Consider the following 26,319-nt stretch of genomic DNA (forward strand, 5'->3'; position numbering starts at 1 on the left):
AGAATTGAATATGGGGTTTCTAAATTGGTTGCGTGGCGACACCGTCCAGACCGCTGATAATCATGCGATCAATTCTGGTTATAGCTTTTTCTTCGGAGCCACGAGTTCGGGACGTCCGGTGACCGAACGTAGCGCAATGCAACTGACTGCCGTGTATTCGTGCGTGCGTATTCTGGCCGAGGCGATTGTTGGTTTGCCGTTGCACGTCTACCAGCAATCCAGTGACGGGGCGAAGGTGAAGGCGTTCGATCATCCGTTGTATCGGCTGCTTCATGATGAGCCGAATCCGGAGATGACATCATTCATATTCCGCACCGGTGAACAGGTGAGCATGGCCCTGCAAGGGTGATGTTGTAGCGGTTGACGTGCACGGTTAGGCACCCCCCCCCAGAAATAAAGTAAGGTTATTCTTACCTAAGAAGGATGGTGTTTGCGTGGACGATAGTGTAATGGATCAGGTTGTTGACGGTGAGTATGGGTCCGCGAAGGAAAAATCTGTCGCTGGTCAGAACGCGATCCGTCAGCTATCGCAGCCGGTGAAAGGCAAACTGTTTATCGCGCAGGTCTTAGCGTTCGCCTCCGGGGTGTTGGCCATTGCCCCGTATGTGGCTCTGGTGGAGCTTGGCAGAGAACTTATGCAAGACCAGGTGGACCCGGCGCGGGTGAACTGGATCGTCATGCTCCTCGTCAGCGCATACATGGCCCGGTTGACCTTATATTTTGTCGCATTGGGCGTGACGCATTTTATTGACCTGTCGTTGCGTAACCAGATGCGCCGCCAGATCGCTGCCCGCATGGCGTCTGCCCCGTTGTCGTGGTTTACCCGCGAGGGTGAGGGGAAGATCCGCAAGACCATTCAGGATGATACGACCACGGTGCACACAGTGATCGCGCACGGGCCGATCGAGAAACTGAACGCGATCGTATCCCCGCTCGCCTTGTTAATGTATGCGTTTGTGGTGGATTGGCGACTCGCGTTGCTGTCGATTGCGACGATTCCGATTTATGTGGGCATGTATGGCATGTCGATGCGTGGGATGAATGAGAAGACCGCGCAAATGGACACCAAGCTCGCTCAGGTTTCGGCAACGATGGCCGAGTTCGTTGCCGGTATCTCAGTGGTGAAAGCGTTCGGCAAGGTCGGCCAAGCACATAAAGCCTATTTAGATGCAGCTAACGAGTTTTCTAAGTTCTATCGGGCGTGGTGTATGCCGCTGGTGTCGATGTCGGTCGCCTCATTTTCGTGGGTGTCGATCCCGGTGTTGTTGATCGTGAACCTTAGCGGCGGCGCGTTGATGATGAACGCCGGTTGGGTGAGCATCTACGAGGTGATAACGACGACGTTGATCGCCTTGGTGCTGCCGGGAGCGTTGATGACGGTTGCAACGATCGCCTGGTCGTACCAGCTCGCAGGGTCTGCGGCAGTGAGGCTGGTGAACGTCATGGAGCTACCGGCGTTGAGTCAGCCCGATGTGCCACAGACACCACACGGTCATGATATCGAGATTCGGGGTGTGTCGTATGCCTATGACGGCACCCAGGCATTAGACGACGTGAGTTTGAGTATTCCGGCGGGGACGGTGACTGCGCTGGTTGGCCCGTCGGGTGCGGGCAAGTCGACGTTGGCGAGTTTGATAGCCCGCTTCGATGACCCGGACGCTGGCACGATCACCATCGGCGGGGTTGATCTAAAGAGCATTTCCCAGGATGTGTTGTATTCGACGGTCGCATTCGTTCTGCAAGATGCACAGCTTATTCGCGACACCATCCACAACAACATTGCCCTGGGCGCGCCAGACGCAACCTTGGATCAGGTGCGGCAGGCGGCGAGAGCAGCGCAGATCGACGAGTTCATCATGAGCCTGCCAGCAGGCTATGACACTGTGTTGGGGGAGGACACCCACGTTTCGGGCGGGCAGGCAGCACGTATCGCAATCGCCCGGGCGCTCATGGTTGATGCCCCAGTGTTGGTGCTGGACGAGGCGACGGCGATGGCAGACCCAGAATCGGAATCGAAAATCCAACAAGCTCTCTCGACTCTTGCCAAAGGCAGAACCGTGATTGTGATCGCCCACCGACTGGCCTCGATCAGAGGGGCAGACCAAATCGTCGTCATGGAACGCGGGCGCATTGCTGTGGTCGGTAAACACGACGAGTTGTTGGGTAATGCGCACTATCAGGCACTTCTTGCCCAAGGTGCATGCGAGGAGATGACACGATGAATCAACTATTGCTGCCACGCTTTAAGCGTTTGATGGAACCCGCCTCGTGGCGAGACCTTTCGGTTGGTCAAGCGTGGGGTGCGGTCTCAGGACTGTGTCACGGCTTTGCCCTGCTGACTCTGCTTCCCGCAGCAAGTGCCCTAGCAACCGGAATGCCGGTGTGGGGGCTGTCGTTTTCGGGCTGGCTCATCGCCTTGGCGGTGATCGCGATGCTGGGCGTGGGCACGGAGTTTTATGGCATGCGCACCGGCTATATCGGCGCGCTCGGATTCATTCACGACGTCCACCAAGCGGTCGGCAACAAGGTAGCCCGCCTACCGTTGGGAGTGTTCGATTCGGGTAGCTCTGGCCGACTGTCGCGCATGGTCACCCAGGAAATGATGAACCTGGGCGAGTCGGCGGCACATTTCATTTTCTCCCTCGTCCAAAAACTCTCAGCCGTGCTCGTAGTGACTGTGGGAACCTGGTTCTGGGATTGGCGACTGGGACTGACCTTGACGATCGCCTTCCCGATCATGCTCGCCTTCCTCCATATCTCCCGCGTGCTTCTTGATAAAGGTAAGCAGATTTCCGAACCAGCCGAATCAGAGTTGGCGGCTCGCATGGTCGAATTCGCCACCTGCCAAGGCGCGCTGCGCTCCTGCCATGTCGCCGACGACTACCCGGCCCTTGATCGGGCATTCAAACAGGCTGACCGCAAAAGCCGCAAAGCATTGTGGATCGAAACATTAGCGAACCTGATTAATGGGATGTTCGTCCAAGCGCTCATTGTGGTGATGATCTGGCTCACCGCCCAACTCGCCCTCGGCGGGCAGATGAATGCGCTGAACGCCGTGGTCACAATCGGCATGTGCCTGCGGTTCACTACCATGCTCCAAGACATCGGTGGCTGCATGACCGGGCTGGAAGAACGCCGCCAGCAGATGAACCACGTCGACAAGGTCATGGACGCTCCCGAACTGTCCGAACCTGTCACCTCCACATCGGTGAGCGCTCCTGGTGATGTTCGCTTCGATGATGTGACCTTCGGCTACGATCCGGACACCCCGGTTCTCCGTGATATTTCCTTCCATGTCCCGCAAGGCGGCATGTGTGCCCTGGTTGGCCCTTCCGGCTGCGGAAAAACCACAATCGCGAGGTTGGTTGCACGTTTCTGGGATGTGCAGTCCGGCAGCGTACGCGTTGGCGGGGTTGATGTGCGCGAGCAGACCACCGAAGATTTGATGCGCCAGATATCCCTGGTCTTCCAAGACGTCTATTTATTCAATGACACGCTCGAGGCCAACATTCGCCTTGGCAACCCTAAAGCTACCGATGAAGAAATCAGGTGGGCCGCTGACCTGTCGGGCGTGACGGAAATCGTCAACCGCCTCCCAGACGGCTGGAATTCATTGGCGGGTTCTGGCGGGCGTGCACTGTCAGGTGGGGAACGCCAACGAGTGTCCATCGCTCGCGCCTTGGTGAAGAAAGCTCCGATTGTGCTGTTCGATGAGGCCACCAGCGCGTTGGACGCGGAAAATGAAGCCAACATTGTTGCGGCGATGAATGAGCTACGCAAACACTCCACACTTATTGTCATCGCCCACAAACTGGAAACCATTCGGTCAGCTGACCAAATCATTGTGCTCTCCCACGGTGGGCGTATCGCCCAGCGCGGGTGCCACGACGAGCTGGTCAACCAGCCAGGTCAATACCGCGATTTCTGGCAAGAACGCATCAACGCCGCCGGATGGCAACTCGTCTAAAACACAGCACTGTTCACAATCATGAAAGGAAAAACTATGTCCACACCCACATCCTCGCGCCTCAACGCGCGCGACTTCATCAATATCGGCGTCTTCACCGCTTTGATGTTTGTCATCGTGTTTGCATTCGGAATGCTCGGGTTCATCCCCGCCGCCATGTATGCCGGTTTCTTACTCTCCATTCTCGTCAACGGCACCGTGTTCGCGCTGTTTACTGCCCGCACTCCGAAGATGGGGGCATTGACCATCATGCTGATCCTCATCGAAGCCCTCTTCTTCGTAACGGGTCATTGGGTGGGAGGAATCGCGATCGCCGCTGTGTTCGGCCTGCTCGCTGACCTAGTCATCACCAAGGGACCGAAGAACGTTAAGGTTCGCGTTCCGCTGGCATATGCACTGTTTATCCTGCCGATCTATGTTTCCCCGTGGATTCCGCTATTTATGAACCAAGACGCATATATGTCGCAGATCGCCGAACAAATGGGTGCCGAGTATGCCGCGAAGATGGCGCAGGTTGTCACGATTCCGATTCTGTTGGGCTTCTTCGTCGTGATGCTCATCGTTGGCTGGCTTGCTGGTCTGTTGGGAACCCGAGTGGCGCGCAAACACTTTGAACGGGCCGGTCTTGTCTAAACTTCCCGACCCGCGCACGATTATCGTAGCGCTCGTCATCGTCTCCACCACGATCTACAGTGCCTACTCGCCGTGGTTCGTGTGTGCTCTGGGCGGATTCGCCGCCGTGATGCTGGCGAGCGCTACGATCAACCCCAACACGCTCGTGCGCCCGAGCTGGGTGGCCGTCTACCTGGCCACGTTTGCGGCTCTCGGCACACTCGTCTTCGTGATACCACTGGTGTGGAAGTCAACGGCCAGCGCGTTCCTCGTGCTGTTTTTGCAGTGGATGTGGCGATTCAGTGTCAGCGCAGGAATGGGAGCCTACGCGATCGGCGTGATCCGACCTGCCACCTTGCAAAAAGCACTCGCCAGCTCACGGATCCCGACTTGTTTCACGATCCCGATCTCAGTCGCGTTACGTGTGCTGCCCGTGATCGGCCACGAGGTTAAAGCGATCTCAGATGCCATGAAACTACGCGGCATGTCCGCGCTTTCCCTGCGTTCGGCCCAGTACTTCACAATCCCGCTGCTATCGACCGTGGTACGCAGCGGAGACGAACTGGCATCGGCCGCCCTTGTACGCGGACTGGGCGGAACCGCAAAGCCCACCTCAGTCACGGTCGTGAAATTCCGTGTGATCGACGCGGTCATTCTGCTCATCGTTATCAGCTTCGCGATATGGAGAATCACCCTATGACAACAGCCCAAGCAACTGGGGTCACCTTCACCTATCGGGGAGCAGACCACCCCTCAATCAATGACGCAACCATCACCATCACACCTGGAACCGTCACCTTGCTGTGTGGCGCGTCAGGGTCGGGGAAAACCACCGCGCTACGGCTGTTTAACGGGCTCATCCCGCACTTCCACGACGGCGACCTCACCGGAACCGTCACAGTCGACGACATTGACGTGGCACGAGCAGACCTATCAGAGCTTGCCCACCACTGTTCGACAGTGTTTCAAAACCCGCGCACCCAGTTCTACACCACCCACGTGCGCCAAGAACTCGCCTTCGGCCCAGAAAACCTCGGCCGCGACCCTCAAGAGATTTGTGTGCGCATTGACGAGGTTGCAGCCGAGTTAGGTATCGCTGACCTGCTGGAATCCCGCGTCACACAACTGTCGGGTGGGCAGATGCAACGCGTGGCCTGCGCCGTCGCCATGTGCAACAACACGTCGCTGATCGTGTTCGACGAACCGACCGCGAACTTGTCCGCTGACGTTATCGACCAACTCGCCACACTCATCGCCATGCTCAAAACCGATGGACACACCATCATCATTGCTGAACACCGGCTAAGTTTCCTTTCCGAGATTGCTGACCGTGTCTACTGCTTCGACAAAGGCAACATCGCCCTCACCGCAACCGGCGAGGAGTTTTATGCCATGCCAGATGAGGAGCGTAAACAGCTTGGGCTGCGATCCCTAGTGACTGTGCCTATGCCACAACTTCCGGAACCGGCAGGAGATGGGCTTGAGATTGACAACCTCACCTTCGCCTACCGCCACGGAAACCCGGTTCTCAACATCGGCCATCTGCTCTTCCCGGCAGGGAAAATCACCGCACTGTTAGGCCCGTGCGGGTCAGGAAAATCAACACTGGCACGCATCATCTGCGGACTCGAAAAAGCCAAAGGTGCATCCATCACACTCAATGGGCAAAAATTCGCCAGCCGGGACGCATACCTTGTCATGCAAGACCCCACCCGGCAGCTATTCTCAGACACAGTCATTGACGAAGTTACGCTCGGGGCAACCAGAGTCGAAAAACAACACATCGACGCCCACGCGATCCTTAAAGAACTCGACCTCACCGACCACGAGTCCGATCATCCGCAAGCGCTGTCTGGTGGGCAACGCCAACGCCTTGTCATCGCCACAGCACTTGCTGCGAACAAGAAGGTCTACATTTTCGACGAGCCGACATCAGGTGTGGGCTACAAGCACCTCGTCGCGATCTCACAAGTGATGCGCAAACTCGCTGACACTGGTGCCGTCGTCATCGTCATCACCCACGACGCTGAACTCGTTACCGAAGCCGCCAACCATAGCGTCCGCCTCGACCAAATCAACGCCTGCTAACGCAAACGCTCACTCAGTCGAAAGAGAGGAAAGCGTTTCTGCAGGTCAGGGCAAACGCGCTACACACTCGCTAACGCAAGCGATTTTCTTGACCCCCTTGGGGCGTACGCGCTAACGCAAACGCCTACTTATCATTTTCGACGTCCAAGTGGAGCGGGCGACGGGAATCGAACCCGCCTCTGAAGCTTGGGAAGCTTCCATTCTACCGATGAACTACGCCCGCAATTCATCGCCATTGGCAACAGGTCAAATCATACCAGAGGCCAAACACACTGGTCAGCCAAGGCGACAGACAAAGAGAGGAGGGGCGCTATCCCACAAGGAATCACGCCCCTCCTCTTCATCAACGCTTGACAGGCCGACAGCATCAGCCTGGCGCACGCAGATCAGTGTCGTTTGCGGCTCACTGCCAGCGCGCCGGCTCCGGCGAACGCCAAAGCAAGAATGCCAGTAGCGCCACCAGCAAAACCGGTGGATGCAAGGCGCTTCTTCAGGGTCTTCGCCGCACCAGTAGCAGTCGGAGCCTTTGCCTTGACGGTGAGGGGCTGTTCAACCGATCCGCTACGACCGCTTGCAATGACGGTGTGTTCACCGGCGAAGTTGTCTGGGACAGTCCACTTGGTGCTTGCCACACCATTCGCATCCGCATCGACAGTCGCGACAGTAATCGGATCCGAGTGAACGGTGAAGGTAACAGCCTCTCCGGCTTTGAAGCCAGTGGCGGTGAACGTGACCTGATCACCTTCCGTGACAGTTTGAGCCGACAGCGCAAGCTTCAATTCGGCAGGCTTTTCTGTCACGTCCACGAGGGCGGTCACGTCCTGCTTAAGGGCGGTAACCGTTCCTGGAACTTGAATTCCCTCGGCAGGGGTATCCCACGTCAGGCCCTCCATGTTCCACTCGACAGCTTCATCGGTGACGTCGCCATTGCTCCACGTGACCTTGAGGGTATTGGGGAGTTGCGGAGCAGTACCAACAGTCGTCGTAGCCCGCAGTTCTTCCACCTTGACGACCTTTGCCGGCTTCACGGTGACCTTGACGCTCACGGTCTTTGCTCCGTTAAGGACGGTGCCAGCCTGATCGTACGATCCGCCTTCACGAACCGTGTAGCCATTGTTGTCAGCCCACGCGATAGTTTCGCTGGTGCTTTCACCGTTCGACCATGCGACAGTGGCCGTCTCGGGGAGCTTCGGCGCAGTGCCAGATTCGGTTTCCACTTGGGTGGGATCCACGGTGACGAGACCGATCATCGCAGGATTCACCTTCACCTGAACGGTGATCGATTCACCAGCAACTGTGCCCTTGACAGTGAATGATCCACCTTCACGAGGCGAATACTGTTCAGGTGTGATCGCATCCCACGCGATGTTCTCCGTGGTCTTCTGACCGTTCGACCATGTCACCTCAGTGGATGCCGGAAGCGTAGGAGCAACGCCCGATTCAGTGGTGACCTCAGAAACAGGAGCAACATTGGTCACCGTCGCCGTAACAACGTTGACCTTTACGGTGACTTTCTGGTTCAGCGCGGTACCGTTCACCGTGAAAGTGCCCGCTGACGCATATTGCGTTTCAGGAATCGTTTCCCAGGTGATTGTTTCCTTTGACTTATCACCATTCGACCAAGTGAAGTCCGCCTGAGACGGTAGGGTCGGGGCCTTCTTCTCAATCGTGGTGACATCGGCAAGTGGTTCAACCTTCGTGACGGTTGCGGGGGTGACAGTCACAGTCACAGAAAGGGGCTTGTCCCAACCTTCAGCAGTACCGTTCAGGGTGTACTCGCCACCTTCACGCGCCTTGTACTTGTCAGACGCCGGGAACGAAAGCGAGGCCTCGGTTGTGTCCCCATTCGACCACGTCAACGTCGCCTTCGTCGGCAAAGTCGGAGCAGTACCGGCAGGAGTCGTCACATGATCCGAACCCTTCACCGCAGCATCAGTGACAGTCGCGGGAGTGACGTTCACGGTAATCATGACCGGCTTGTTCCAACCTGCAACATGACCCTCAACGGTAAAGGAACCACCGGCACGTGCCTTGTACTTGTCAGCCGGAATAGCATCCCAGGTAACAGCGACATCCATGGTCTTACCGCTCTCGTATGTTGCCGAAACAGTCTTCGGCAAGGTCGGAGCAGTACCCGATGCGACAGTCACGGCCTCAGGATTCGTCACGGCAGTGATAGCATCGCCGGCGACTGTCACCGGGAAGGTCAGCGAACGCCCATTAGCAGTGAGTTTGAAGGTCGTAGAACCGGCCTTCACAGCTTTAAAGGCACCGTCCGCAGTAACGGTTGCAATTGCAGGATCGTCCGAAGACCATGTACCTGCTGCTGAGTAGCGCTTCTGGAAGTAGTTGTATTTGACAGTGGGCATGGAGCCGGCGTCACCAGTGGACCAACTGAACCTATCCGGTGAGTAGCCTTCCTTCACTCGGTCTTCTGTCAAAGTCGTGACAAAACTGTAGGTCCCGCTGAGATTGAGCTCATCCTGATTCGCTTGAATCGAAAAATTCGCCTCACCCGCCCACACGGCGCCATAATCAACTTCCGGGTCAACATACCCTGCTATTCCATACGACTTCAGCTTTGGATTAATGAGGTAGAGGTAGTGTCCCGTTACAGAGCCGTTGTTCGTTAAGTAGTTCTTCTTCTCACACTGTGTCGGGCTATCTTCGTCCGTACAAGCCCACTGATCAACAGCGGCCGAGACGGTGCGCCGACCCCACGCAAGTACCTCCGCGTGGGTTTCGACTCCGTTGGATTTCAGATCAAACCAATGAGATCCATCAGGACGGTTGTGGCCAAGATCTGAATCGGCAGCTTCAACGGCTCGTTGAAGGGCAATCTTTTCAAGTTCCTTTGACCACTTTGGGTGAAGATAATCAGTCTCAGAAATACCGTTCTGCGCTAAGTACTGCCTCATCGTGGTCTGGGAGTCATACTTTGGCCATGGAACGTTCGTATCCAGAGCATCTTGACGCCACTTCTTCACTGCAGCAAGCGCTTCCGTTTTGACAGCGCCACTGAGCTTCACATCCGTGGTCGCTACATATCCTGAACCGCTATCTAGCTGAAAGTCAGAAGGCAGTTCAGCCGCTTGGGCGCTGCCCCCCCATGTCGGCATCATTGCCGCCACAAGACCGCAAGCGCCGAGTAACGCCATCAGTCTGTTTCGCGTCTTCATTTTCCGTCCTGTCGATGATAGGGAAGCTGACGATGAGAGCGTCTCTGATGAGACCGCACACATCCATTATCCAACAAGCCTGCGAAGGCGAGCAATACATAGTACAGAAATTGAACAGGCTTTCAACGTTACCCATGTCGACGCTCAGCACAATTTTCGACACCTATGTATTATCTTCGTCCCACACACTGCCTACACTGCAGTCATGCCTCGCTTAGTTGTTGCCGCCGCCATCGTCGACTCGCTCGACAACCCAACGCAGTTGCTCTGCGCCGCACGCTCATACCCACCCGAACTGGCAGGAAAATTTGAGCTTCCCGGCGGAAAGATCGATCTCGACGAGGCCCCTCTTCAGGCACTTCACCGCGAGATACGCGAAGAAATGAACACCGTCATCCGCGTGGGCGCTCAGGTAATGACGGAAGAGGGCACGTGGTGGCCGATTCTGCAGGGGCGCACAATGGGAGTCTGGTTAGCTGAACTATCGCCGGACGCGCCCGCCCCCACTTTGAATGGTTCCCATAGTGAGTTCCGCTGGACTCCTTTAGATAAGGTCGACACCCTTGACTGGATTGGCCACGATCTTGAGATTGCACTGGCCGTTGCACGCACATGCGGTTTCGAGCCAGCGGACCGCTAAGAGCGTGAATATATGACCAAATACCTAGATAATTTGGCGACACATGGGGTACATCTGTCAGAATAGCCCTATGCCTAAGATCATCGGAGACTCCCTAGAGAACCACCGCGCTCTAACTCGCCACAAGCTTTTCGACGCGCTCGGAGGGCTCCTCGCCGAACAGTCTTTCGACACGATCACCATGTCGCAGATCGCGTCGCGCGCCAACGTCGGACGCACCGCTGTGTACAACCACTTCGAAGACAAAGAAGTTCTGCTCCTTGCCTACATGAACGAGGCAACCGCAAAATTCTCGGCACTTCTTCACGAATCAATCGACGCAGAATCCGACCCGATTGAGCGCCTCCGCATCTACGTGCACGCACACTTGGAGATGACCAGTCGCTACCATCTGGCAAGTCGTGTTCACCTGCGCGATCAGATGTCGACGGAAAAGTCCGAACATCTTCACGAACATGCAGGCGTGATCGGCAACCTCCTTCTCACCATCCTCGTCGATGCAATGAAGAGCGAAGCAATCCCCGTGCAGGACCCGCACATTCTGGTCGCACTGATCCACGCCTGTCTGTCCGGGCAACGCCTGCCCTCGGATCCTGACAAGCGACGCGCACTCTACGCAGCATCGGAAGCGTTCGTCTTGCGCGCAGTCGGAGCCTCGTCAGAGAAAATCCACGCACTCCCCTCGCCGAAAAAGCGCGCCGAAGCCGAAGAGCACAATACCCAGGCCTCTTTCATGCGGTGCCCGGTCGCGCACTGACGCGCAGGTACGAGCCCTCCTGAAACCGTCAAAGACGTGCGACGCACACCACACCCCTGTAACAATCGCAGGGAATAGATTCACTGCTAACGCCGTTGAACTCTACGAAACGGGAAACAGCAACGAAATAATCAAAGCGATTCCCAGCAATAGACCACGCGAAAACAATCGCACCCAGGGTTCACTCGAACCTCGCACATAAGGAGACCGCATTGGCCACCGTCACGCTTCACAACGACAACTTTGAAACCACCATCGCCGAAAACGCCATCGTCTTGGTTGACTTCTGGGCAACGTGGTGCGGCCCGTGCCGCCAGTTCGGCCCGGTCTACGAAGAAGCCTCCAACAAGCACACCGACATCGTCTTCGGCAAGGTCGATACCGACGCAGAGCAGAATCTTGCTCGCGCAGCTCAGATCTCGTCCATCCCGACGATCATGGCGTTCCGCGATGGCATCGCCGTCTTCCGTCAGTCCGGCGCCCTTCCGGGTGCTGCACTCGACGATCTGATCCAGCAGATCCGCGACCTCGACATGGATCAGGTTCGCGCATCCATTGCCGAATCCCAGAAGTGAGCCGGCAGAAACCCACCTTCTCAGTTTGGCAAGTCGCACCATTAGCGACACACTTGAACCATGAGCCACCCGACGATGATCTTCACAATCGTCGGGTGGCTTTTGTTTATTGCAACCGCAATCGCCCTAATTTACGTCATTTCACGGGCGCGCAACGGTGAAAAAACGCGGGGTGCCACCCCACTGAAAAAGAAGAATCACGCTGACGAAACGGGCAACGATCTGCTGACATACCGACCCGCCATCATCGCCCACGAGATCCGTACTCCGCTGGCACTCATCCGCGGGGCCGGCGAACTGCTCGAAGAAGGTCTTGCTGGCGACCTGACCGAACAGCAACGCCACTTCGTTCGCACCATGACAACGAACACTCAGCAGGTCATCGACCTGACCGAGTCAATCATCACCGACCTCAAACTCTCACGTGGCGAAACACTGTCAACCGAGCTCGTCGACGTCCGAGACATCGTTACCTCAACCGCCCGAGAAATGCGACGTATCACCAGCACCCCCATCCATGTGAACGCGGTCGGGGGAGTCCTCAACATCCACGCGAACGCCACCATGCTCCGGCAAGTCATGTGGAACCTCATCAACAACTCACTCCGCCACGGAGACGGCACCTCGCCGATCACGATCAGCGTCGCCTCAACCGAAGATGGCGGAGCGCAAATCACCGTCGAGGACTCCGGCCCGGGAATTACCCCTGAAACCCAAGAAAAAATGTTCGACGCTTTCACGTCGGACACCACCAGTGGCCAGGGATCCGGAATCGGACTGATGGTCTCCCAACGAATAATCGAGGCGCACGGTGGCAGAATTATGGTGGACTCGTTGCCTGAGTGTGGCACGGTCATCCACGTTGTACTGCCGAAGGGGAAGTGATGGGACAGCACGCGCTTGTCGTCGACGACGAACCCCAGATGCTCTCAATCATCGCCTTCGCGCTGGAAACCCAAGGCTTCACTTGCGAAACGAAACCCAACACCACAAAAGCCTGGCAATACCTTCAGGATCGCAGTGTTGATCTGGTTGTCCTTGACGTCATGACGCCGACCGGATCAGGCGTTGACCTGACCCGAAGAATCCGTGGCGCCGGCATGGCGGTTCCGATCATTTTGCTTACTGCCCTTGGTGATGAGGAAGACCGTATCGTTGGCCTCGAGGCAGGCGCCGACGACTACGTGACCAAACCCTTCAGTCCCCGCGAGCTCGCATTGCGCGCCCAAGCAATCGTCAGGCGAACCCAGCCTGTACGTCAACAAGAATCCGTACACCTCGGGCCCATCACCATCGATGCTGATATGCAACGCATGACCTGGGACGGAGTCGTCATTCCACTCAGCCCCACCGAACAGCGTGTCCTGACAATCCTGGCCTCGCGACCAAACCAGGACATCCCCTGGCGAGACCTCCTGAGCGAAGGCTGGTCCACAACCGACCAAGTCGGCGCACACGACATGATCAAAACGACGATGTACCGCCTTCGCCGTCAGCTAGAACGCGCGGGCATCGACTCTTCGTGTATCCAGTCGGTCAGGGGACGAGGCTACCGTTTCGTCATCGACGCCTCATGACGCTGATTTTAATCACTCGCGCTTGATAAGGAGCCTCGCGCTCCCCATTGTGTCCGCAGACTGCGCGCACGCACCTAGCCCGCACGCTCTGGAACGTAGCCCGCACACTTTGGTAACAGCACTGTTTCCAAGCGCCACCAAAACCCGCCCAAGTTGTCACCAACCAGAAGACACAATCGTTAAGTCTTAACTCTTCAACATAAGGAGACAATGTTGTCTTCCCAGTCAAACTCTTTGGGTTTCCTTTCGGCACCACCGGCAGCATCGCCCGTCAGCCCCGAACGCGTTGACTCGATGTACCGCTCATGGCGCTTCAAGGTGTTCATGGGAATCTTCCTCGGATACGCCGGCTTTTACCTGATCCGTAACAATGTGTCACTGGTGTCGGCAATCCTGAAGGAACACGACATCATGAACGCTGCCGGCATCGGCATCGTCGCCAACGCGGTGCTCTTCGCATACGGCCTGTCGAAATTCTTCATGGCCATGCTGTCCGACCGTGCAAACGCACGCTACTTCATGCCGATCGGCCTGGCACTCTCGGCAATCATGAACCTGCTGATCGCATTCGTGCCCGTTCTTTCCGCATCAGTCGGCCTCTTCGCGATCATGATGTTCATCAACGGCTGGTTCCAGGGCATGGGCTGGCCTCCCTCGGGTCGCGTCCTGGTCCACTGGTTCTCCACCACCGAACGTGGCTGGATGACCTCGATCTGGAACTGTGCACACAACGTTGGTGGCGCGGGCGTCGGCCTGCTCTCCGCTTGGGCACTCGACACCTTCGCAACCTCCGATGCTGACTGGCGTCCCGCCTTCTGGGCACCGGCAATTGCAGCGCTCATCGTCGCCCTCATTGCACTGATCCTTGTCCGCGACCGCCCCGAAGCCCTCGGTCTTCCACCGATCGAGGAATACCGCAACGACCCGGCAAAGGTGAAGGAAACCTCGGATATGCCGTGGAAGGAAATGCTGTTCAAGCACGTCCTGACCAACCGCGTCGTCGTCCTCCTGGCCATCACCAACGTCTTCGTCTACACGCTCCGCTACGGAGTCCTCAACTGGATCCCGATCTACCTGACCGAACAGGTTCACGGAGTCAACGTCAAAGAAGGCATCCTTGGCTTCGCAATCTACGAAGGCGCCGGCATCGCCGGCACCCTGCTCTGTGGCTGGGTTTCCGACAAGATCTTCAAGGGCTGGCGTTCAGGCGCAGGCATACTCTTCCTGGCAGGCGTTGGCATTGCTCTTCTCGCCTACTGGCTCATGCCTTACAGCGCCCCCATCTGGGTCTTCTACCTGCTCATCGCCATTATCGGTGGCCTGATCTACGGCCCGGTCATGCTGATCGGTCTTCAAGCAATTGACCTTTCACCCACGAATGTTGCGGGCACCGCAGCTGGCTTCACCGGCCTCTTCGGATACCTGCTCGGCGCAACCCTGGCATCGTCCGGCGTTGGTCTGCTGATCCACAACTTCGGCTGGAACATCGCCTATGGCTTCCTTATTGTCGTTGCCGTCATCGCCGTCATCTTGATGATGATCGTCGGCAAGGATGAACGAGCCCTCATGGAGCGTCACGTAGCCAATAAGTGACCTTCTTCCCCGATGTGTATCGCCGGCGACTTCCCAATCTTGGTCGCCGGCGATACTGCATCCTCGCACTAGTCTGGTTCCTATGAAATCCCTACGCCACAGCCGCCTCAATTCCCTGATCGCGGTGGCAATCGTGGGGATCATCAGCATCTCGCCGCTCTGTCTTCTTTTCGCAGACTCAAAGCCGGACCTAAGAATCCTGTGCTCCAACACGTCAAAGGTGTGCGAAGCTCTCGCTAGGCGCTACGAGCAACGCGAAGGAACAAGCGTCGACGTCGTACGAGTACCAACGTCAGAAGCCCTTGCTCGCCTGATATCAACCCGTGGCCACTCAGAATTCGACGTCTGGGTTGGTGGTCCAGCCGAAGCGCACGCCCAAGCCGAAAACCTCGGACTACTTCGCCGTGCCCCAGACGTTGACACCAGTGGGCTACCCGATGCTTTCCACTCTCAATCGTGGTTCGGGATTTACGGTGGCATCTTGTCCTTCTGCCAGTCACGAACGGTCACACAATCCCCTCAGGGTCTTCGAAGCTGGCAGGACCTGTCATCAACTTCGCTCTCCCTGATCGTCCCTTCTCCCCTGACCTCGGGAACAGCAGCAACATTCTTGAACGTGCAGGAAGAACGCTTCGCCAGCGCCTCGCAAGCAATCCAATTCCTGCGCCAAGTCGACGCTCACACCTTGACCTACGTGAACTCAGGAACCGACCCCGCACACCTTGTCGCAATCGGACGCTCACCCGCATCTATCACTTTCGACAACTACTGTCGCCTTGAAGCACAACATGGCGCCGACGTCATGGTCACCTACCCGCTTGACGGAACCGGCTTCGAAATCGGAGCGGCATCTCTTCCCCGACGCACTCACGAATCAGAGGACGCACAAAAGTTCCTGCAGTGGGTTGTCAGCGACGAAGGACAGGCGCTTGGTGCCGAGGTCGCAGACCAATCCCCCGTCAGCACACGCCTCCCCGAACATATTTCACGACGCCTTGAAACACTCGGAATATCAATCTTCGGCGATGACCCCAGCGCGGCCTCCCTTCACCGCGCAACCCTGATTAGGCGATGGACGAAAGAGGTCTACCTTCCATCGCCCACCCAGGACGCACCCGCCCCCATTGGCGCGACCAGCGCCAACCACCACGTGTCAGACACTGAATCTTTACCCCTAGGCGATGAATTGTCATGGAGTGACCTCGTCCCCACTGCCATTCGCACGTTGAAAATTAGCACGCTAGCCGGACTGGGCGCGACAATCCTCGGAATCGCAATCGCACTCCCCCTGTACCTGCGCTCCCGACGAACATTCATCTGGATTCTTCCAGCACTCTTGCCTGCACTGATCCCACCGGCAGTCATCGCTCAAGCACTGATCTGGATGGGCACCCCACCCTACTCGCAGGCAACAATCGTCCTCGCACTTGCCATCAACGCAAGCCCCTTCGCTGTCCTCATGCTGAGCTTCATCCTGTCGTCCTTCAACCACGCTGAAGTCCAAACAGCAGTCGCATTCGGGAGCCCCGAGCGAAACATTTTTAAAAAGCTTCTTGCTCCACGCATCCGAGCAGCCCTGATCCCCGCGTTCGCATTGACCACATTCATGGCGGCTTCCGACGTGTCAGCAACAAGCACGAACGCGTCGGCCGAACCGTACCTACCGGTGTTGGCGCTCAACGCATTGAACTCAGGACTCGATTCTTCCGTCCCCACTCACATTGCACTCATCTATGTTGGAGTCGCGTCCGCGACCACGTTCGTCGTTTTGCATAGCTTGACGCTGACTCGTTACACAGCCCGGCAGATAACCTATCCAACCCCGCTGAAGGAATACCTTCCGACGCTGTCCGCAAGCATCATTCCCTTCGCGTTGATATCCGTAATTGTGAGTGCAGGAATCATCATCGTGATGCTCGTCGGAGCCTCCAATTGGTTTATTCACACCGCATCTGCGGAACTCTTGGAGCAGACCGTCAGAGAATCACTGTTGATCCTGGGCATCGTCCCGCTGAGCGCAACAATAGGATTCTTGATTGCCCGGCACCGCTGGGCATTCCCCCGCGCGATCAACGCCCTGTTCCTGACTGCCTTGCTGTCCGCCCCCATTGCCGGCGGAATTCTGATTCACTTAGTTTTCCAACACCCGATATCAATCGGCGACCACACGATCCTGCCACGCTTGTTGGGTGGCGGCTCGATTGCGGGTGGCATGCTGACGGTGGTTCTCACCAATCTTCTTCTTGCCCTACCGGCGTCATATTTCCTGATGTCGTTCTCACTGCTCTCTGTTCGCCAAGCGATGAGGATCGCGGAAGAACTGGGAGCAAGCACTACGCGCACCACTCTCACAGTGGTGATTCCCGCCTTGGCAGCTCGACTGATCGGTGTGTTTGCAGCACTCAGCGGGTTGCTCATGTGTATGAGTGCCCCCTCGGCGTTCGTTGTCCCCGTCGGTTCCGCGTTCCCCGCCGTTGCGCTTCTTCCACTTGGCATCCACGGCGATCACTGGTCAGTGTTAGCTCTTGGCACGCTCGCCGCATCATCTGCCCTGGTCATGATTAGTTTGGGCATCGCATTCATTACCTCAACAACACGTCACTCCGGATATGTCAGGAAGAGCCTATGACAACCTCTATTCACATGAACTCCGGACTGCATGTTCGTGGTCTGGACGTTCACCGTGGCTCACGCATCCTGAGCGACATTTCATTCGACGTTGCCTCTGCCGAGATCGTTGCCGTCGTTGGGCCGTCGGGGTGTGGCAAGACGACGCTCTTACATACCCTTGCGGGCATCGAAACAGCCAGAAGTGGTTCCATCGTCGTTGACGGCTCGGACATCACCACTCTTCCCGCAGGAAAACGCCCAACCGGCCTACTTTTTCAGACGCCCTCGTTGTTCAATCACATGAACGTCCACAAAAACATTGCTTTCGCGCTGGAGAGTACGGATGTTCCCACTGCTCAGCGCGAGTCTTTGATCGATTCGATCATGGTTCGCATGGGTATCGTCGGCCTGGCATCACGCTACCCCTACCAGCTGTCGGGCGGTCAGTCTCAACGCGTCGCTCTGGCACGGACACTTGTGCGACGACCCTCCGTCCTGCTGTTGGATGAGCCCCTCGCACACGTGGGTGCATCCGTTGCGTCAACAATCCGAGCCTCCCTGATTCGCGAGGTTCGACGCTTGGGCAGTGCAGTTCTCTACGTGACGCACGATGTGACCGAAGCGTGTCTGGTCGCCGATCGAATCATGCTGTTGGATTCGGGTCGATGCTTGCAGATCGACACCGCGCGAATGCTGTATACACAACCGAATTCCATCGAAGTTGCGCACCTGATGGGCATCCCCAACATCGTGTCGGGCACGGTCGAAAGTGTTGACAAGGTTCCCGCTTCATCGCTTCTGCTGGCAACGGTGACGTGTGGGACTGTGACCTATTCGATTCCTGCTCCCCACGGCACGAAGCCGGGAGACGCTCAGATCAGCATTCCGCCCGAGAATATTCATTTGACTCCCAGTGCTCCGTATTCGGTAATCGGGCGCCACGGGCAAATCATTTCCGCTTCGTTCGTCAGATCCCATATGTCCTATGACGTAGAAACCGAGATCGGGACGTTGGTTGTCCGCACGCCCAACACATCAACTCCCTTTGAAGTCGGTGCACTGGTTGAGTTTGATGTGACGTCGGGGTGGGTGCTTCCGAGCTCAGATACTGACAACGAAGTCGCGTAAAGGAATGGGGCGCTGGGGTTTCATTCCACCAGCGCCCCATTTCCTAGGCTTGGCTTGATGCGCCTGGTCAGGCAAGCAGTTCAGCTGCCACCAGTTCGGCGACCTGGATTGCGTTGAGGGCAGCGCCCTTACGCAGGTTGTCGCCGGCGACGACCAGAACCAGACCGCAGTTGTCATCGACAGCCTGATCCTGGCGGATACGACCGACCAGAACCTCGTCGCGCCCCGCGGCTTCAAGCGGAGTCGGAACGTTGACGACGCGGACACCGTCAGCGGTTCCCAGGACGGAACGCGCCTCATCGGGGGTGATCGCGCCGGAGAATTCGGCGTGGATCGAAAGGGTGTGGCCGGTGAAAACGGGGACGCGGACGCAGGTGCCCGACACCTTGAGGTCCGGAATGTGCAGGATTCGGCGGGACTCGTTGCGGAGTTTCTGCTCTTCATCGGTCTCTTCCGATCCATCGTCAACAATCGAACCGGCCAGGGCCACAACGTCGAATGCGATCGGGGCGACGTAGACCTGCGGATCGGGCAGAGTGACCGCGCGGCCATCCAGTGCAAGACCGGCAAGATTCTGAGTGACGCCGACTTCGGTCTGGCGCACGAGTTCTTCGACGCCCTTCAAGCCGGAACCGGAGACTGCCTGGTAGGACGAGACGAACAGGCGCTTCAGGCCACCCGCCTTGTCAACCAACGGGCGCAGAACCGGCATAGCTGCCATGGTCGTGCAGTTTGGGTTCGCGATGATGCCCTTGGGACGGTTCGTGATGTCCTCGGGATTGACCTCAGACACGACCAGTGGCACGTCCGGGTCCTTGCGCCATGCGGAAGAGTTGTCGACAACAACCGCGCCGGCCGCAACGAGCTTCGGCGCGTACTCAAGCGAGGCCGAGGCACCCGCAGAGAAAACAGCAATATCGATACCGTCGTAGTTCGCGGTGGCGACGTCTTCGACCGTAATCTCTTCACCCTTGAAAGTCAGGGTCGTGCCCGCCGAGCGAGCAGAAGAGAAGAAGCGAATCGACTTCACGGGGAAGTCGCGCTCTTCGAGCAGAGTGCGCATGACTCGGCCAACCTGTCCGGTTGCTCCGACGACTGCGACGTTCAGTCCGGTCATTGTTTTCTCCTTTGGTGTGGGCGCCCATACGGTGGGGCGACCGAGGGATCCGGCGTGGTTTTCACGTGGAAGTCTGCGATTTTAAACTGACGAGGCCGCCTAGCGCTTCTCTCATATCCCCCATAAGGGGCGAAGCGACGAGCGATGCGCCTTCAGCGCCCGGTGCCGCCGTAGACGACTGCCTCAGATTCGGTGGCGTCAAGCCCGAATGCCGTGTGGACGGCCTGGACTGCACGGTCAAGATCGTCGAGGCGGGTGACAACGGAGATACGAATTTCGGAAGTCGAAATCATCTCGATGTTGATGCCGGCATCAGACAGGGCTTCGAACAGCTTGGCGGACACACCCGGGTTGGTGCGCATGCCCGCTCCGACCAGCGAGAGCTTGCCGATGTTCGGGTTGTAACGCAACTGGTCGAAGCCGATTTCGTCGCGCGCAGCTTCAAGAGCGTTGAGCGTGCGCTGTGCATCGCCTTCGGGAAGCGTGAAGGTTACGTTCGCGCGGGTCGAGTCAGAGACTGGAACGTTCTGAACGATCATGTCGACGTTTGCGCCGACCTCGGCGCAGATGGAGAAGACGCGCGCTGCCATACCGGGGGTGTTCGGCAGGTTGGTGACGGTGATCTTGTCTTGGGAGCGGTCGTGGGCGATACCGGAGATGATTGGCTGTTCCATGGGGTCCTCCTGCGGATCGACAAGTGCGGCTGAGGGAACGAGTCCCTTAAGTTCTGGGTTTGCTGGACCGTCGAAAATCCAGGTGCCGTTCTTTTCTGAGAACGATGAGCGGACGTGAAGCGGTACCTTGTAGCGGCGCGCGAATTCGACGGCGCGCAGGTGCAGAATCTTTGCTCCATGCGCAGCGAGTTCGAGGGTTTCTTCCTGGGTGACACGACGCAGACGGTGCGCCTTGGGGACAATACGAGGATCTGCGGAGAACAGGCCGTCGACGTCGGTGTAGATTTCGCAGACGTCAGCGTGCAGGGCTGCCGCGAGCGCGACTGCGGTCGTATCCGATCCGCCACGGCCCAGCGTGGTGACGTCGTCATCTTCGGAGATTCCTTGGAATCCTGCGACGATGGCAATGTGACCGTCTTTGACGGTGCGGGCAATGCGTTCGGTTACCAGACCGACGATCTGGGCACGTCCATAGTTTGAAGTCGTTTTAATGCCGGCCTGAGCGCCGGTGAACGCCTGGGCGTGAACGCCGAGTTCGTTGACCGCCATGGACAGCAGGGACATGGAGATGCGCTCGCCGGCAGACAGCAGAATGTCCATCTCGCGTTCGGGAGCGTGCTGGGTGATTTGCGCGGCCGTGTCGAGCAGGTCGTCGGTAGTGTCGCCCATTGCGGATACGACGACAACGACTTGGTGTCCTGCCTGGTGAGTTTCGACGACTCGGCGGGCGACTCGTTTCATCGCTTCAACATCTGCGACGGATGAGCCACCATACTTCTGCACGATGAGTGCCACGGTTCCCCATTTCTTCTTTTACTACGCACCTTCGTGCGTCCTTTTATCCTAGAGATGCGCCCTATCTAGCGGGGGTGCGACCGCCATACGGGCAAAGGAAACACAATAGGCGGACAAACGAAACATCAATCGGGGCTCTTCTAGGTCACTTGTGCAGGCTCAGGACTGACAATCGCTTCTGTTCAAGTGAGCTTTTATGCTGGTCACAGCACGTAACCCGTTGAGCAAGGAGGCTCGCATGGCTGACCCGATCACAATCTATGGAACTCCTGTTGTTCAAGGTGTTGCCTACGCCCCGGCACTCTGGGTGCGCAGGCCTGAACTTCCGCCTGAGTCGGCTCCTGCTTTGCCAGATGATGTCCGCGAAGCCGAAGTAAGTCGCTTCCTTGATTGTGCAAATGCCGTGGCTGACTCACTCATGAATCGTGCTTCAAAAACCACCGGACAAGCGGCTGACGTTCTGATCGTGACCTCGTCGCTGGCCACTGACCGCGCGTGGACGAAGGACGTGTCGAAGCGCATCCGCGACGGCATCCCTGCAATTCAGGCGGTGATGAAGGCGACCGAGCGGTTCGTCGTCATGTTCGAGACTGCCGGCGGTGTGATGGCGGAGCGCACGACTGACTTGCGCGACGTTCGTGACCGCGTGATCGCGCACCTGCAGGGCGTGCCTGAGCCGGGTATCCCGCACTGCGATTACCCGTTTGTCCTGCTGGCGGATGATCTGTCGCCCGCCGACACCGCAAGCTTGGACCCGAATTTGTGCGTCGCGATCGTGACTCAGTTAGGTGGTCCAACCTCGCACACGTCGATCATTTCGCGCCAGTTGGCGATTCCGTGCATCGTGGCAGCACGTCAGGTGGACCAGATCGCGTCGGAGGTGCCCGTCTTGGTCGACGGTGGGACGGGTGCGATCACAACCGGGATCGACGAGGCCGCGGCACTCGAAAAGGTCCGGGCTGATGCAGCGCGACTGGAACTGATTCGTTCATGGACGGGCCCCGCGCAGACCTCGGATGGGGTGCATGTCCAACTGTTGGCGAACGTTCAGGACGGGCCCAGCGCTACTTCGGCTCACGAGTCTAGCTTCGCTGAGGGCGTCGGTTTGATGCGCACCGAGCTGGCATTCCTTGACCACCCGACTGAGCCCAGCGTTGAAGAGCAAGCGCGCTCCTACTCTCAGGCACTGCTGGCATGGAGCGGATCGAAGGTTGTGGTTCGTACTCTGGATGCAGGATCTGACAAGCCGGTTGCCTACGCGACGCTACGTGATGAGCCGAACCCCGCGCTGGGTGTTCGCGGTATCCGGATTAACGGCATTCACCCGAATGTTCTGGCTAATCAGCTGGACGCGATTGCCGTCGCAGCCATGACTGCCCCCGACACCGACGTGTGGGTGATGGCACCGATGATCGCTACTGCCGCTGAAGCACGCTGGTTTGCCGGGTTGATTAACGAACGTAACGACGTTTTTGGCGTGTCATTGAAGGCTGGGGTGATGGTCGAGGTCCCCGCGACCGCAATCCTGATCGACCAGATCATGGAGTACGTGGACTTTGTTTCTATCGGTACGAATGACTTGACCCAGTACACGATGGCCGCTGACCGTCTGTCAGCAAACCTGGCGGAGTACTCCGATCCGTGGCAGCCCGCACCGCTTGCGCTGATCCGTAAGGTCGTCGAAGCGGGGCTGCGGTTAGGCAAGCCCGTTGGTGTGTGCGGTGAAGCAGCCGCCGATCCGCTTCTGGCGTGTGTGCTTGTGGGCATGGGTGTGACATCGCTGTCGATGGCGTCAAGTGCGATTTCCGGTGTGGGCGCCCAGCTTGGTCAGGTTTCTCTTGAGCAGTGTCACGCGGCCGCCGATGCGGTTGTCGGCGCCTTCGATGGTGGAGATGGGCGCTATCGCGCGCGCCACGCTCTTGGACTTGAGTGAATTCTTTCGTTGAACACCGTTTTGCCTGATTTTAGTCGTTTTTGTTTCAACTCAGAATCAGCACGCTCAAAACGGAGTAGCTGATTTCATATTCTGAGATATTTTCGACCGCTCTATGTTCACCCACTGAACACCCACTCCTTGAAAACCACTTCACTCGTTAGCGTCATGGAAGAAGGTCAGCCCGGCTGGCCCTCCAACCGTAAACGTCAACACGTGGAGTTCACCATGAAACGCACCGCGCAGATCAGTGCCGTCACTGGCGCAGCGCTCGCCCTTGTCCTTGCTGGATGCTCCGGCTCAGCATCGACCGGATCCGAATCGGGAGCAGCCGGTGCGTTTGAGGAATACTCGATCGGCATCAGCCAGATCACCACTCACACCTCGCTCGATGCTGCACGCGAAGGCTTTAAGCAGGCGTTTACCGACGCTGGCTTAAACGTGAAGTTCGACGAACAGAACGCCCAAGGGGATCAGGCAACCGCAACCTCGATCGCTGCGAAGTTCGCAGAAGCAGATCACGACCTGATCTTGGCTATCGCAACCCCTTCAGCTCAGGCAATTGCGCAATCCATCGTTGACACTCCCGTCCTGTTCACGTCCGTCACCGACCCGGTTTCCGCTCAGCTCGTAGACTCGCTCGACGCCCCCGGCTCGAACCTAACAGGCACCACCGACATGAACCCAGTCGAAGAGCAGATCAAGCTGGTCAAGCAGTTCACACCCAAGGCGAAGAGCATTGGCATCATCTACTCCTCCGGTGAAGTGAACTCCGAAGTCCAGGTGAAACTTGCCAAGACGATAGCCGAATCCGAAGGTCTTTCTGTGAAGGAAACGACCATCACGAACTCCGCCGAAGTTCAGCAGGCAGCCCAGGATCTGGCGGGCACGGTCGACGCTATCTACGTCCCGACCGACAACACCGTCGTCTCTGCATTCGCTTCTGTCGTCCAGGCAGCTGAAGACGCAAAGATTCCGCTGATCGCAGGCGAAGCTGATTCCGTTGCTCACGGTGCGCTTGCCACATACGGCATCGACTACACCACACTCGGCTACCAGACCGGCCAGATGGCAATCAAAATCCTCACCGAAGGCGCCGATCCTGCCACCATGCCTGTCGAGTCCCAGACCGAATACGAACTGACCGTCAATAAGACGACCCTTGAAGCAATTGGTGTGACTCTTCCGGATGCTCTCAAGGACACCGCCGTCCTGGTCGGCGAATAATTCAACGCTCTGACGCGCAACCCACGCGCGGGTGCTCAGCGAACAACCGGTGTTCCTGAGCACCCGCGCGTGAAAACAAACCCTGAAAAGGAAAACCAGTGCTTACAGCTCTCGACCTTGGCCTGATCTACGGCCTCATGGCACTCGGCGTGTACCTGACGTTCCGAGTACTCGATATCGCTGACCTGACCGTCGACTCATCCTTTACAACGGGCGCAGCGGTTGCAGCAATCATGATCACCGCCGGCCAGAACCCGTGGCTTGCCTCGATCGCCGGCTTCTTTGCCGGTTGTATTGCGGGCTCAATTACCGGTTTCCTCCACGTCAAAGCAGGCATTCACCCCCTGCTTGCCGGAATTTTGACGCAGATCGGCCTGTACTCGATCAACCTGCGTATTCTCGGCAAAGCAAATGTTCCGCTTCTTCGTGGTGTAGAAACTGTCCTCACTCCCCTGCGCGACGCGGGCCTGAACGGCTCGTGGGTATCCGTCGCTATCTTCGCCGTCTTAATCGGCGTCGTCACCACCGCCTTCAACTGGTTCTTGTCGACCCAGATCGGTCTTGGCATGCGCTCGACCGGTGACAACGAAGGTATGGCTCGCGCCCAGGGTGTTCCCACGGGAACGATGAAGATTATCGGCCTTGCCCTTTCAAATGGCCTCGTTGCCGCCTCTGGCGCTCTTGTCGCTCAGTACCAGGGCTACGCCGACATTTCGATGGGCATCGGCTTGATTGTTGCCGGCCTGGCATCGGTCATTATCGGTACGGCACTGATCGGGTCGCGTGGCGTATGGATCACCTCGATGTTCGTCGTGATCGGCTCGATCGTCTACCGCGTCATCATCCAGCTTGCCCTCGGCATCGAGTTCCTTGAAGCAAATGACATGAAGCTGATCAGTGCGATCATCGTATTCCTCGCACTGATGATTCCTCGTGTCGGTTTCTTCTCAAAGATCCGCGAGCGCCGTCGCGCGCACACACTGGTTCCCGAGCCTGACATTACGCACACGCCTGAAGAGCGCGACAACGAAAAGGTGGTGCTCTGATGCTTGATATCGAAGCCGTCACTAAGACATTCTTCCGCGGTACCATCAACGAGCGCGCGGCGCTTCGCGATATTTCACTCCACCTTGACGAGGGTGACTTCGTCACGATCATCGGCTCAAACGGCGCCGGTAAGTCGACACTGCTGAATGTCATTTCTGGCCGTTACCAGGCTGACGTGGGTCGCGTGACGATCGACGATAAGGACGTCACGAAGCTTCCGGATTACGCGGTTGCGCGCTACGTTTCACGTGTCTTCCAGGATCCGATGGCTGGCACCGCACCCCACCTTTCGATCGAAGAGAATCTTGCGCTCGCATGGTCACGAGGCAACCGCCGAACCCTGGGGCCTGCTCTGACAGCGAAGAAGCGCGCCATGTTCCGCGACGTTCTGGCACCTCTCGAACAGGGCCTCGAAAATCGCCTGACTGCCAAGGTTGGTCTGCTGTCCGGTGGCCAGCGTCAGGCTCTGTCGCTGACGATGGCGACCTTCTCTCACCCGCGCGTCCTGCTTCTTGACGAGCACACCGCCGCTCTTGACCCGAAGCGTGCTGCTCTGATTACCGAGCTGACCCGAGATGCTGTCGCGTCGAAGAATCTGACGGCGCTGATGGTCACACACAACATGGAGCAAGCACTGTCCATGGGCAACCGCCTAATCATGATGCACGAAGGTCGCATCATGTTCGAGTTGGCGGGTGAAGAAAAGAAGAATGCAACTGTCGAATCCCTTCTTGCTCAGTTCGATACGCTGCGAGGCGAAGGTGGAGCGGGACTCTCTGACCGCACTCTCTTGGCCTAGC

At 57.6% G+C, this 26,319-nt stretch carries 21 protein-coding genes and 1 tRNA gene; 18 read left to right on the forward strand and 4 right to left on the reverse strand.

Going from position 1 to position 26,319, the window contains the following annotated elements:
• Positions 1–10: 10 nt before the first annotated feature.
• From QP109_RS02535 to QP109_RS02560, 6 genes are all read left to right on the forward strand, one after another.
• A complete protein-coding gene (locus QP109_RS02535) occupies positions 11–349 on the forward strand; it encodes a phage portal protein (protein WP_285023123.1) in 339 nt (112 codons plus the stop codon).
• Between the two features lie 100 nt (positions 350–449).
• The gene (locus QP109_RS02540; protein WP_285023124.1) at positions 450–2,222 is read left to right on the forward strand and encodes an ABC transporter ATP-binding protein; all 1,773 of its coding nucleotides are present in this window, start codon (positions 450–452) and stop codon (positions 2,220–2,222) included.
• Positions 2,219–3,967: an ABC transporter ATP-binding protein gene (locus tag QP109_RS02545; RefSeq protein ID WP_285023126.1), complete on the forward strand. Its 1,749-nt coding sequence runs from the start codon at positions 2,219–2,221 to the stop codon at positions 3,965–3,967. Before QP109_RS02540 ends, QP109_RS02545 begins: the two co-directional genes overlap by 4 nt.
• 36 nt (positions 3,968–4,003) lie before the next feature.
• Complete coding sequence (locus QP109_RS02550; RefSeq protein WP_285023128.1) at positions 4,004–4,600, forward strand: MptD family putative ECF transporter S component; 597 nt, start codon at positions 4,004–4,006, stop codon at positions 4,598–4,600.
• Positions 4,593–5,279, forward strand: a complete 687-nt coding sequence (locus QP109_RS02555; RefSeq protein WP_005395771.1) for an energy-coupling factor transporter transmembrane component T family protein — start codon at positions 4,593–4,595, stop codon at positions 5,277–5,279. The genes QP109_RS02550 and QP109_RS02555 overlap by 8 nt, the downstream gene beginning before the upstream one ends.
• Complete coding sequence (locus QP109_RS02560; RefSeq protein ID WP_048707901.1) at positions 5,276–6,667, forward strand: ABC transporter ATP-binding protein; 1,392 nt, start codon at positions 5,276–5,278, stop codon at positions 6,665–6,667. Before QP109_RS02555 ends, QP109_RS02560 begins: the two co-directional genes overlap by 4 nt.
• A 149-nt stretch (positions 6,668–6,816) precedes the next feature.
• Here the strand turns inward: QP109_RS02560 and QP109_RS02565 are convergent.
• Together QP109_RS02565 and QP109_RS02570 are read right to left on the reverse strand one after the other, a co-directional pair.
• Positions 6,817–6,890 (reverse strand) — tRNA-Gly (locus QP109_RS02565).
• A gap of 163 nt (positions 6,891–7,053) precedes the next feature.
• Positions 7,054–9,846 carry an Ig-like domain-containing protein gene (locus QP109_RS02570; RefSeq protein WP_285023133.1) on the reverse strand — a complete coding sequence of 931 codons (2,793 nt, stop codon included), beginning with the start codon at positions 9,844–9,846 and terminating at the stop codon, positions 7,054–7,056.
• 205 nt (positions 9,847–10,051) lie between these two features.
• Here QP109_RS02570 and QP109_RS02575 point away from each other — a divergent pair, with 205 nt between their 5' ends.
• The 8 genes from QP109_RS02575 to QP109_RS02610 all read left to right on the forward strand — a co-directional run bounded on the left by QP109_RS02575 (position 10,052) and on the right by QP109_RS02610 (position 18,726).
• On the forward strand, positions 10,052–10,486 hold the full coding sequence (locus QP109_RS02575; RefSeq protein WP_195225126.1) for an NUDIX domain-containing protein: 435 nt from the start codon (positions 10,052–10,054) through the stop codon (positions 10,484–10,486).
• Positions 10,487–10,556: 70 nt separating this feature from the next.
• On the forward strand, positions 10,557–11,243 hold the full coding sequence (locus tag QP109_RS02580) for a TetR/AcrR family transcriptional regulator (RefSeq protein WP_285023136.1): 687 nt from the start codon (positions 10,557–10,559) through the stop codon (positions 11,241–11,243).
• A 212-nt stretch (positions 11,244–11,455) separates the two neighbouring features.
• Positions 11,456–11,818, forward strand: a complete 363-nt coding sequence (gene trxA, locus QP109_RS02585; protein WP_195225124.1) for a thioredoxin — start codon at positions 11,456–11,458, stop codon at positions 11,816–11,818.
• Between the two features lie 60 nt (positions 11,819–11,878).
• Positions 11,879–12,703, forward strand: a complete 825-nt coding sequence (locus tag QP109_RS02590; RefSeq protein WP_243381288.1) for a sensor histidine kinase — start codon at positions 11,879–11,881, stop codon at positions 12,701–12,703.
• On the forward strand, positions 12,703–13,395 hold the full coding sequence (locus QP109_RS02595; protein ID WP_101628521.1) for a response regulator transcription factor: 693 nt from the start codon (positions 12,703–12,705) through the stop codon (positions 13,393–13,395). The genes QP109_RS02590 and QP109_RS02595 overlap by 1 nt, the downstream gene beginning before the upstream one ends.
• A gap of 210 nt (positions 13,396–13,605) precedes the next feature.
• Entirely contained in the window at positions 13,606–14,988 is a 1,383-nt protein-coding gene (locus QP109_RS02600) for an MFS transporter (RefSeq protein ID WP_285023138.1), read from the forward strand.
• A gap of 82 nt (positions 14,989–15,070) precedes the next feature.
• Positions 15,071–17,617 carry an extracellular solute-binding protein gene (locus QP109_RS02605; protein ID WP_285023140.1) on the forward strand — a complete coding sequence of 849 codons (2,547 nt, stop codon included), beginning with the start codon at positions 15,071–15,073 and terminating at the stop codon, positions 17,615–17,617.
• The gene (locus QP109_RS02610; RefSeq protein ID WP_285023141.1) at positions 17,614–18,726 is read left to right on the forward strand and encodes an ABC transporter ATP-binding protein; all 1,113 of its coding nucleotides are present in this window, start codon (positions 17,614–17,616) and stop codon (positions 18,724–18,726) included. The genes QP109_RS02605 and QP109_RS02610 overlap by 4 nt, the downstream gene beginning before the upstream one ends.
• A 67-nt stretch (positions 18,727–18,793) precedes the next feature.
• Here QP109_RS02610 and QP109_RS02615 read toward each other — a convergent pair whose 3' ends face one another.
• Both QP109_RS02615 and QP109_RS02620 read right to left on the reverse strand, forming a co-directional pair.
• Positions 18,794–19,843 (reverse strand): aspartate-semialdehyde dehydrogenase, encoded by a 1,050-nt coding sequence (locus QP109_RS02615; RefSeq protein ID WP_285023143.1) that lies wholly within the window; start codon positions 19,841–19,843, stop codon positions 18,794–18,796.
• Positions 19,844–19,995: 152 nt separating this feature from the next.
• A complete protein-coding gene (locus QP109_RS02620) occupies positions 19,996–21,312 on the reverse strand; it encodes an aspartate kinase (protein WP_285023145.1) in 1,317 nt (438 codons plus the stop codon).
• 238 nt (positions 21,313–21,550) lie between these two features.
• On the opposite strand from QP109_RS02620, the gene ptsP reads away from it, so the two are divergent.
• From ptsP to QP109_RS02640, 4 genes are all read left to right on the forward strand, one after another.
• Positions 21,551–23,245: a phosphoenolpyruvate--protein phosphotransferase gene (gene ptsP, locus QP109_RS02625; RefSeq protein ID WP_285023147.1), complete on the forward strand. Its 1,695-nt coding sequence runs from the start codon at positions 21,551–21,553 to the stop codon at positions 23,243–23,245.
• Between the two features lie 141 nt (positions 23,246–23,386).
• A complete protein-coding gene (locus tag QP109_RS02630) occupies positions 23,387–24,472 on the forward strand; it encodes an ABC transporter substrate-binding protein (RefSeq protein WP_285023148.1) in 1,086 nt (361 codons plus the stop codon).
• A gap of 98 nt (positions 24,473–24,570) precedes the next feature.
• Positions 24,571–25,518, forward strand: coding sequence for an ABC transporter permease (locus QP109_RS02635; RefSeq protein ID WP_285023149.1), 948 nt, complete (start codon positions 24,571–24,573; stop codon positions 25,516–25,518).
• Entirely contained in the window at positions 25,518–26,318 is an 801-nt protein-coding gene (locus tag QP109_RS02640; RefSeq protein ID WP_285023151.1) for an ABC transporter ATP-binding protein, read from the forward strand. The genes QP109_RS02635 and QP109_RS02640 overlap by 1 nt, the downstream gene beginning before the upstream one ends.
• Position 26,319 lies beyond the last annotated feature (1 nt).

It is taken from the genome of Pauljensenia sp. UMB9872 (assembly GCF_030212665.1).
GTDB classification, from domain to species: domain Bacteria; phylum Actinomycetota; class Actinomycetes; order Actinomycetales; family Actinomycetaceae; genus Pauljensenia; species Pauljensenia turicensis_B.

Excerpts from the sequence above, each read along its gene's own strand:
- QP109_RS02535 (WP_285023123.1), top strand. The coding sequence starts at position 11 with ATGGGGTTTCTAAATTGGTTGCGTGGCGACACCGTCCAGACCGCTGAT.
- QP109_RS02540 (WP_285023124.1), top strand. The coding sequence starts at position 450 with ATGGATCAGGTTGTTGACGGTGAGTATGGGTCCGCGAAGGAAAAATCT.
- QP109_RS02545 (WP_285023126.1), top strand. The coding sequence starts at position 2,219 with ATGAATCAACTATTGCTGCCACGCTTTAAGCGTTTGATGGAACCCGCC.
- QP109_RS02550 (WP_285023128.1), top strand. The coding sequence starts at position 4,004 with ATGTCCACACCCACATCCTCGCGCCTCAACGCGCGCGACTTCATCAAT.
- QP109_RS02560 (WP_048707901.1), top strand. The coding sequence starts at position 5,276 with ATGACAACAGCCCAAGCAACTGGGGTCACCTTCACCTATCGGGGAGCA.
- QP109_RS02570 (WP_285023133.1), bottom strand. The coding sequence starts at position 9,846 with ATGAAGACGCGAAACAGACTGATGGCGTTACTCGGCGCTTGCGGTCTT.
- QP109_RS02575 (WP_195225126.1), top strand. The coding sequence starts at position 10,052 with ATGCCTCGCTTAGTTGTTGCCGCCGCCATCGTCGACTCGCTCGACAAC.
- QP109_RS02580 (WP_285023136.1), top strand. The coding sequence starts at position 10,557 with ATGCCTAAGATCATCGGAGACTCCCTAGAGAACCACCGCGCTCTAACT.
- QP109_RS02590 (WP_243381288.1), top strand. The coding sequence starts at position 11,879 with ATGAGCCACCCGACGATGATCTTCACAATCGTCGGGTGGCTTTTGTTT.
- QP109_RS02595 (WP_101628521.1), top strand. The coding sequence starts at position 12,703 with ATGGGACAGCACGCGCTTGTCGTCGACGACGAACCCCAGATGCTCTCA.
- QP109_RS02600 (WP_285023138.1), top strand. The coding sequence starts at position 13,606 with ATGTTGTCTTCCCAGTCAAACTCTTTGGGTTTCCTTTCGGCACCACCG.
- QP109_RS02605 (WP_285023140.1), top strand. The coding sequence starts at position 15,071 with ATGAAATCCCTACGCCACAGCCGCCTCAATTCCCTGATCGCGGTGGCA.
- QP109_RS02610 (WP_285023141.1), top strand. The coding sequence starts at position 17,614 with ATGACAACCTCTATTCACATGAACTCCGGACTGCATGTTCGTGGTCTG.
- QP109_RS02615 (WP_285023143.1), bottom strand. The coding sequence starts at position 19,843 with ATGACCGGACTGAACGTCGCAGTCGTCGGAGCAACCGGACAGGTTGGC.
- ptsP (WP_285023147.1), top strand. The coding sequence starts at position 21,551 with ATGGCTGACCCGATCACAATCTATGGAACTCCTGTTGTTCAAGGTGTT.
- QP109_RS02640 (WP_285023151.1), top strand. The coding sequence starts at position 25,518 with ATGCTTGATATCGAAGCCGTCACTAAGACATTCTTCCGCGGTACCATC.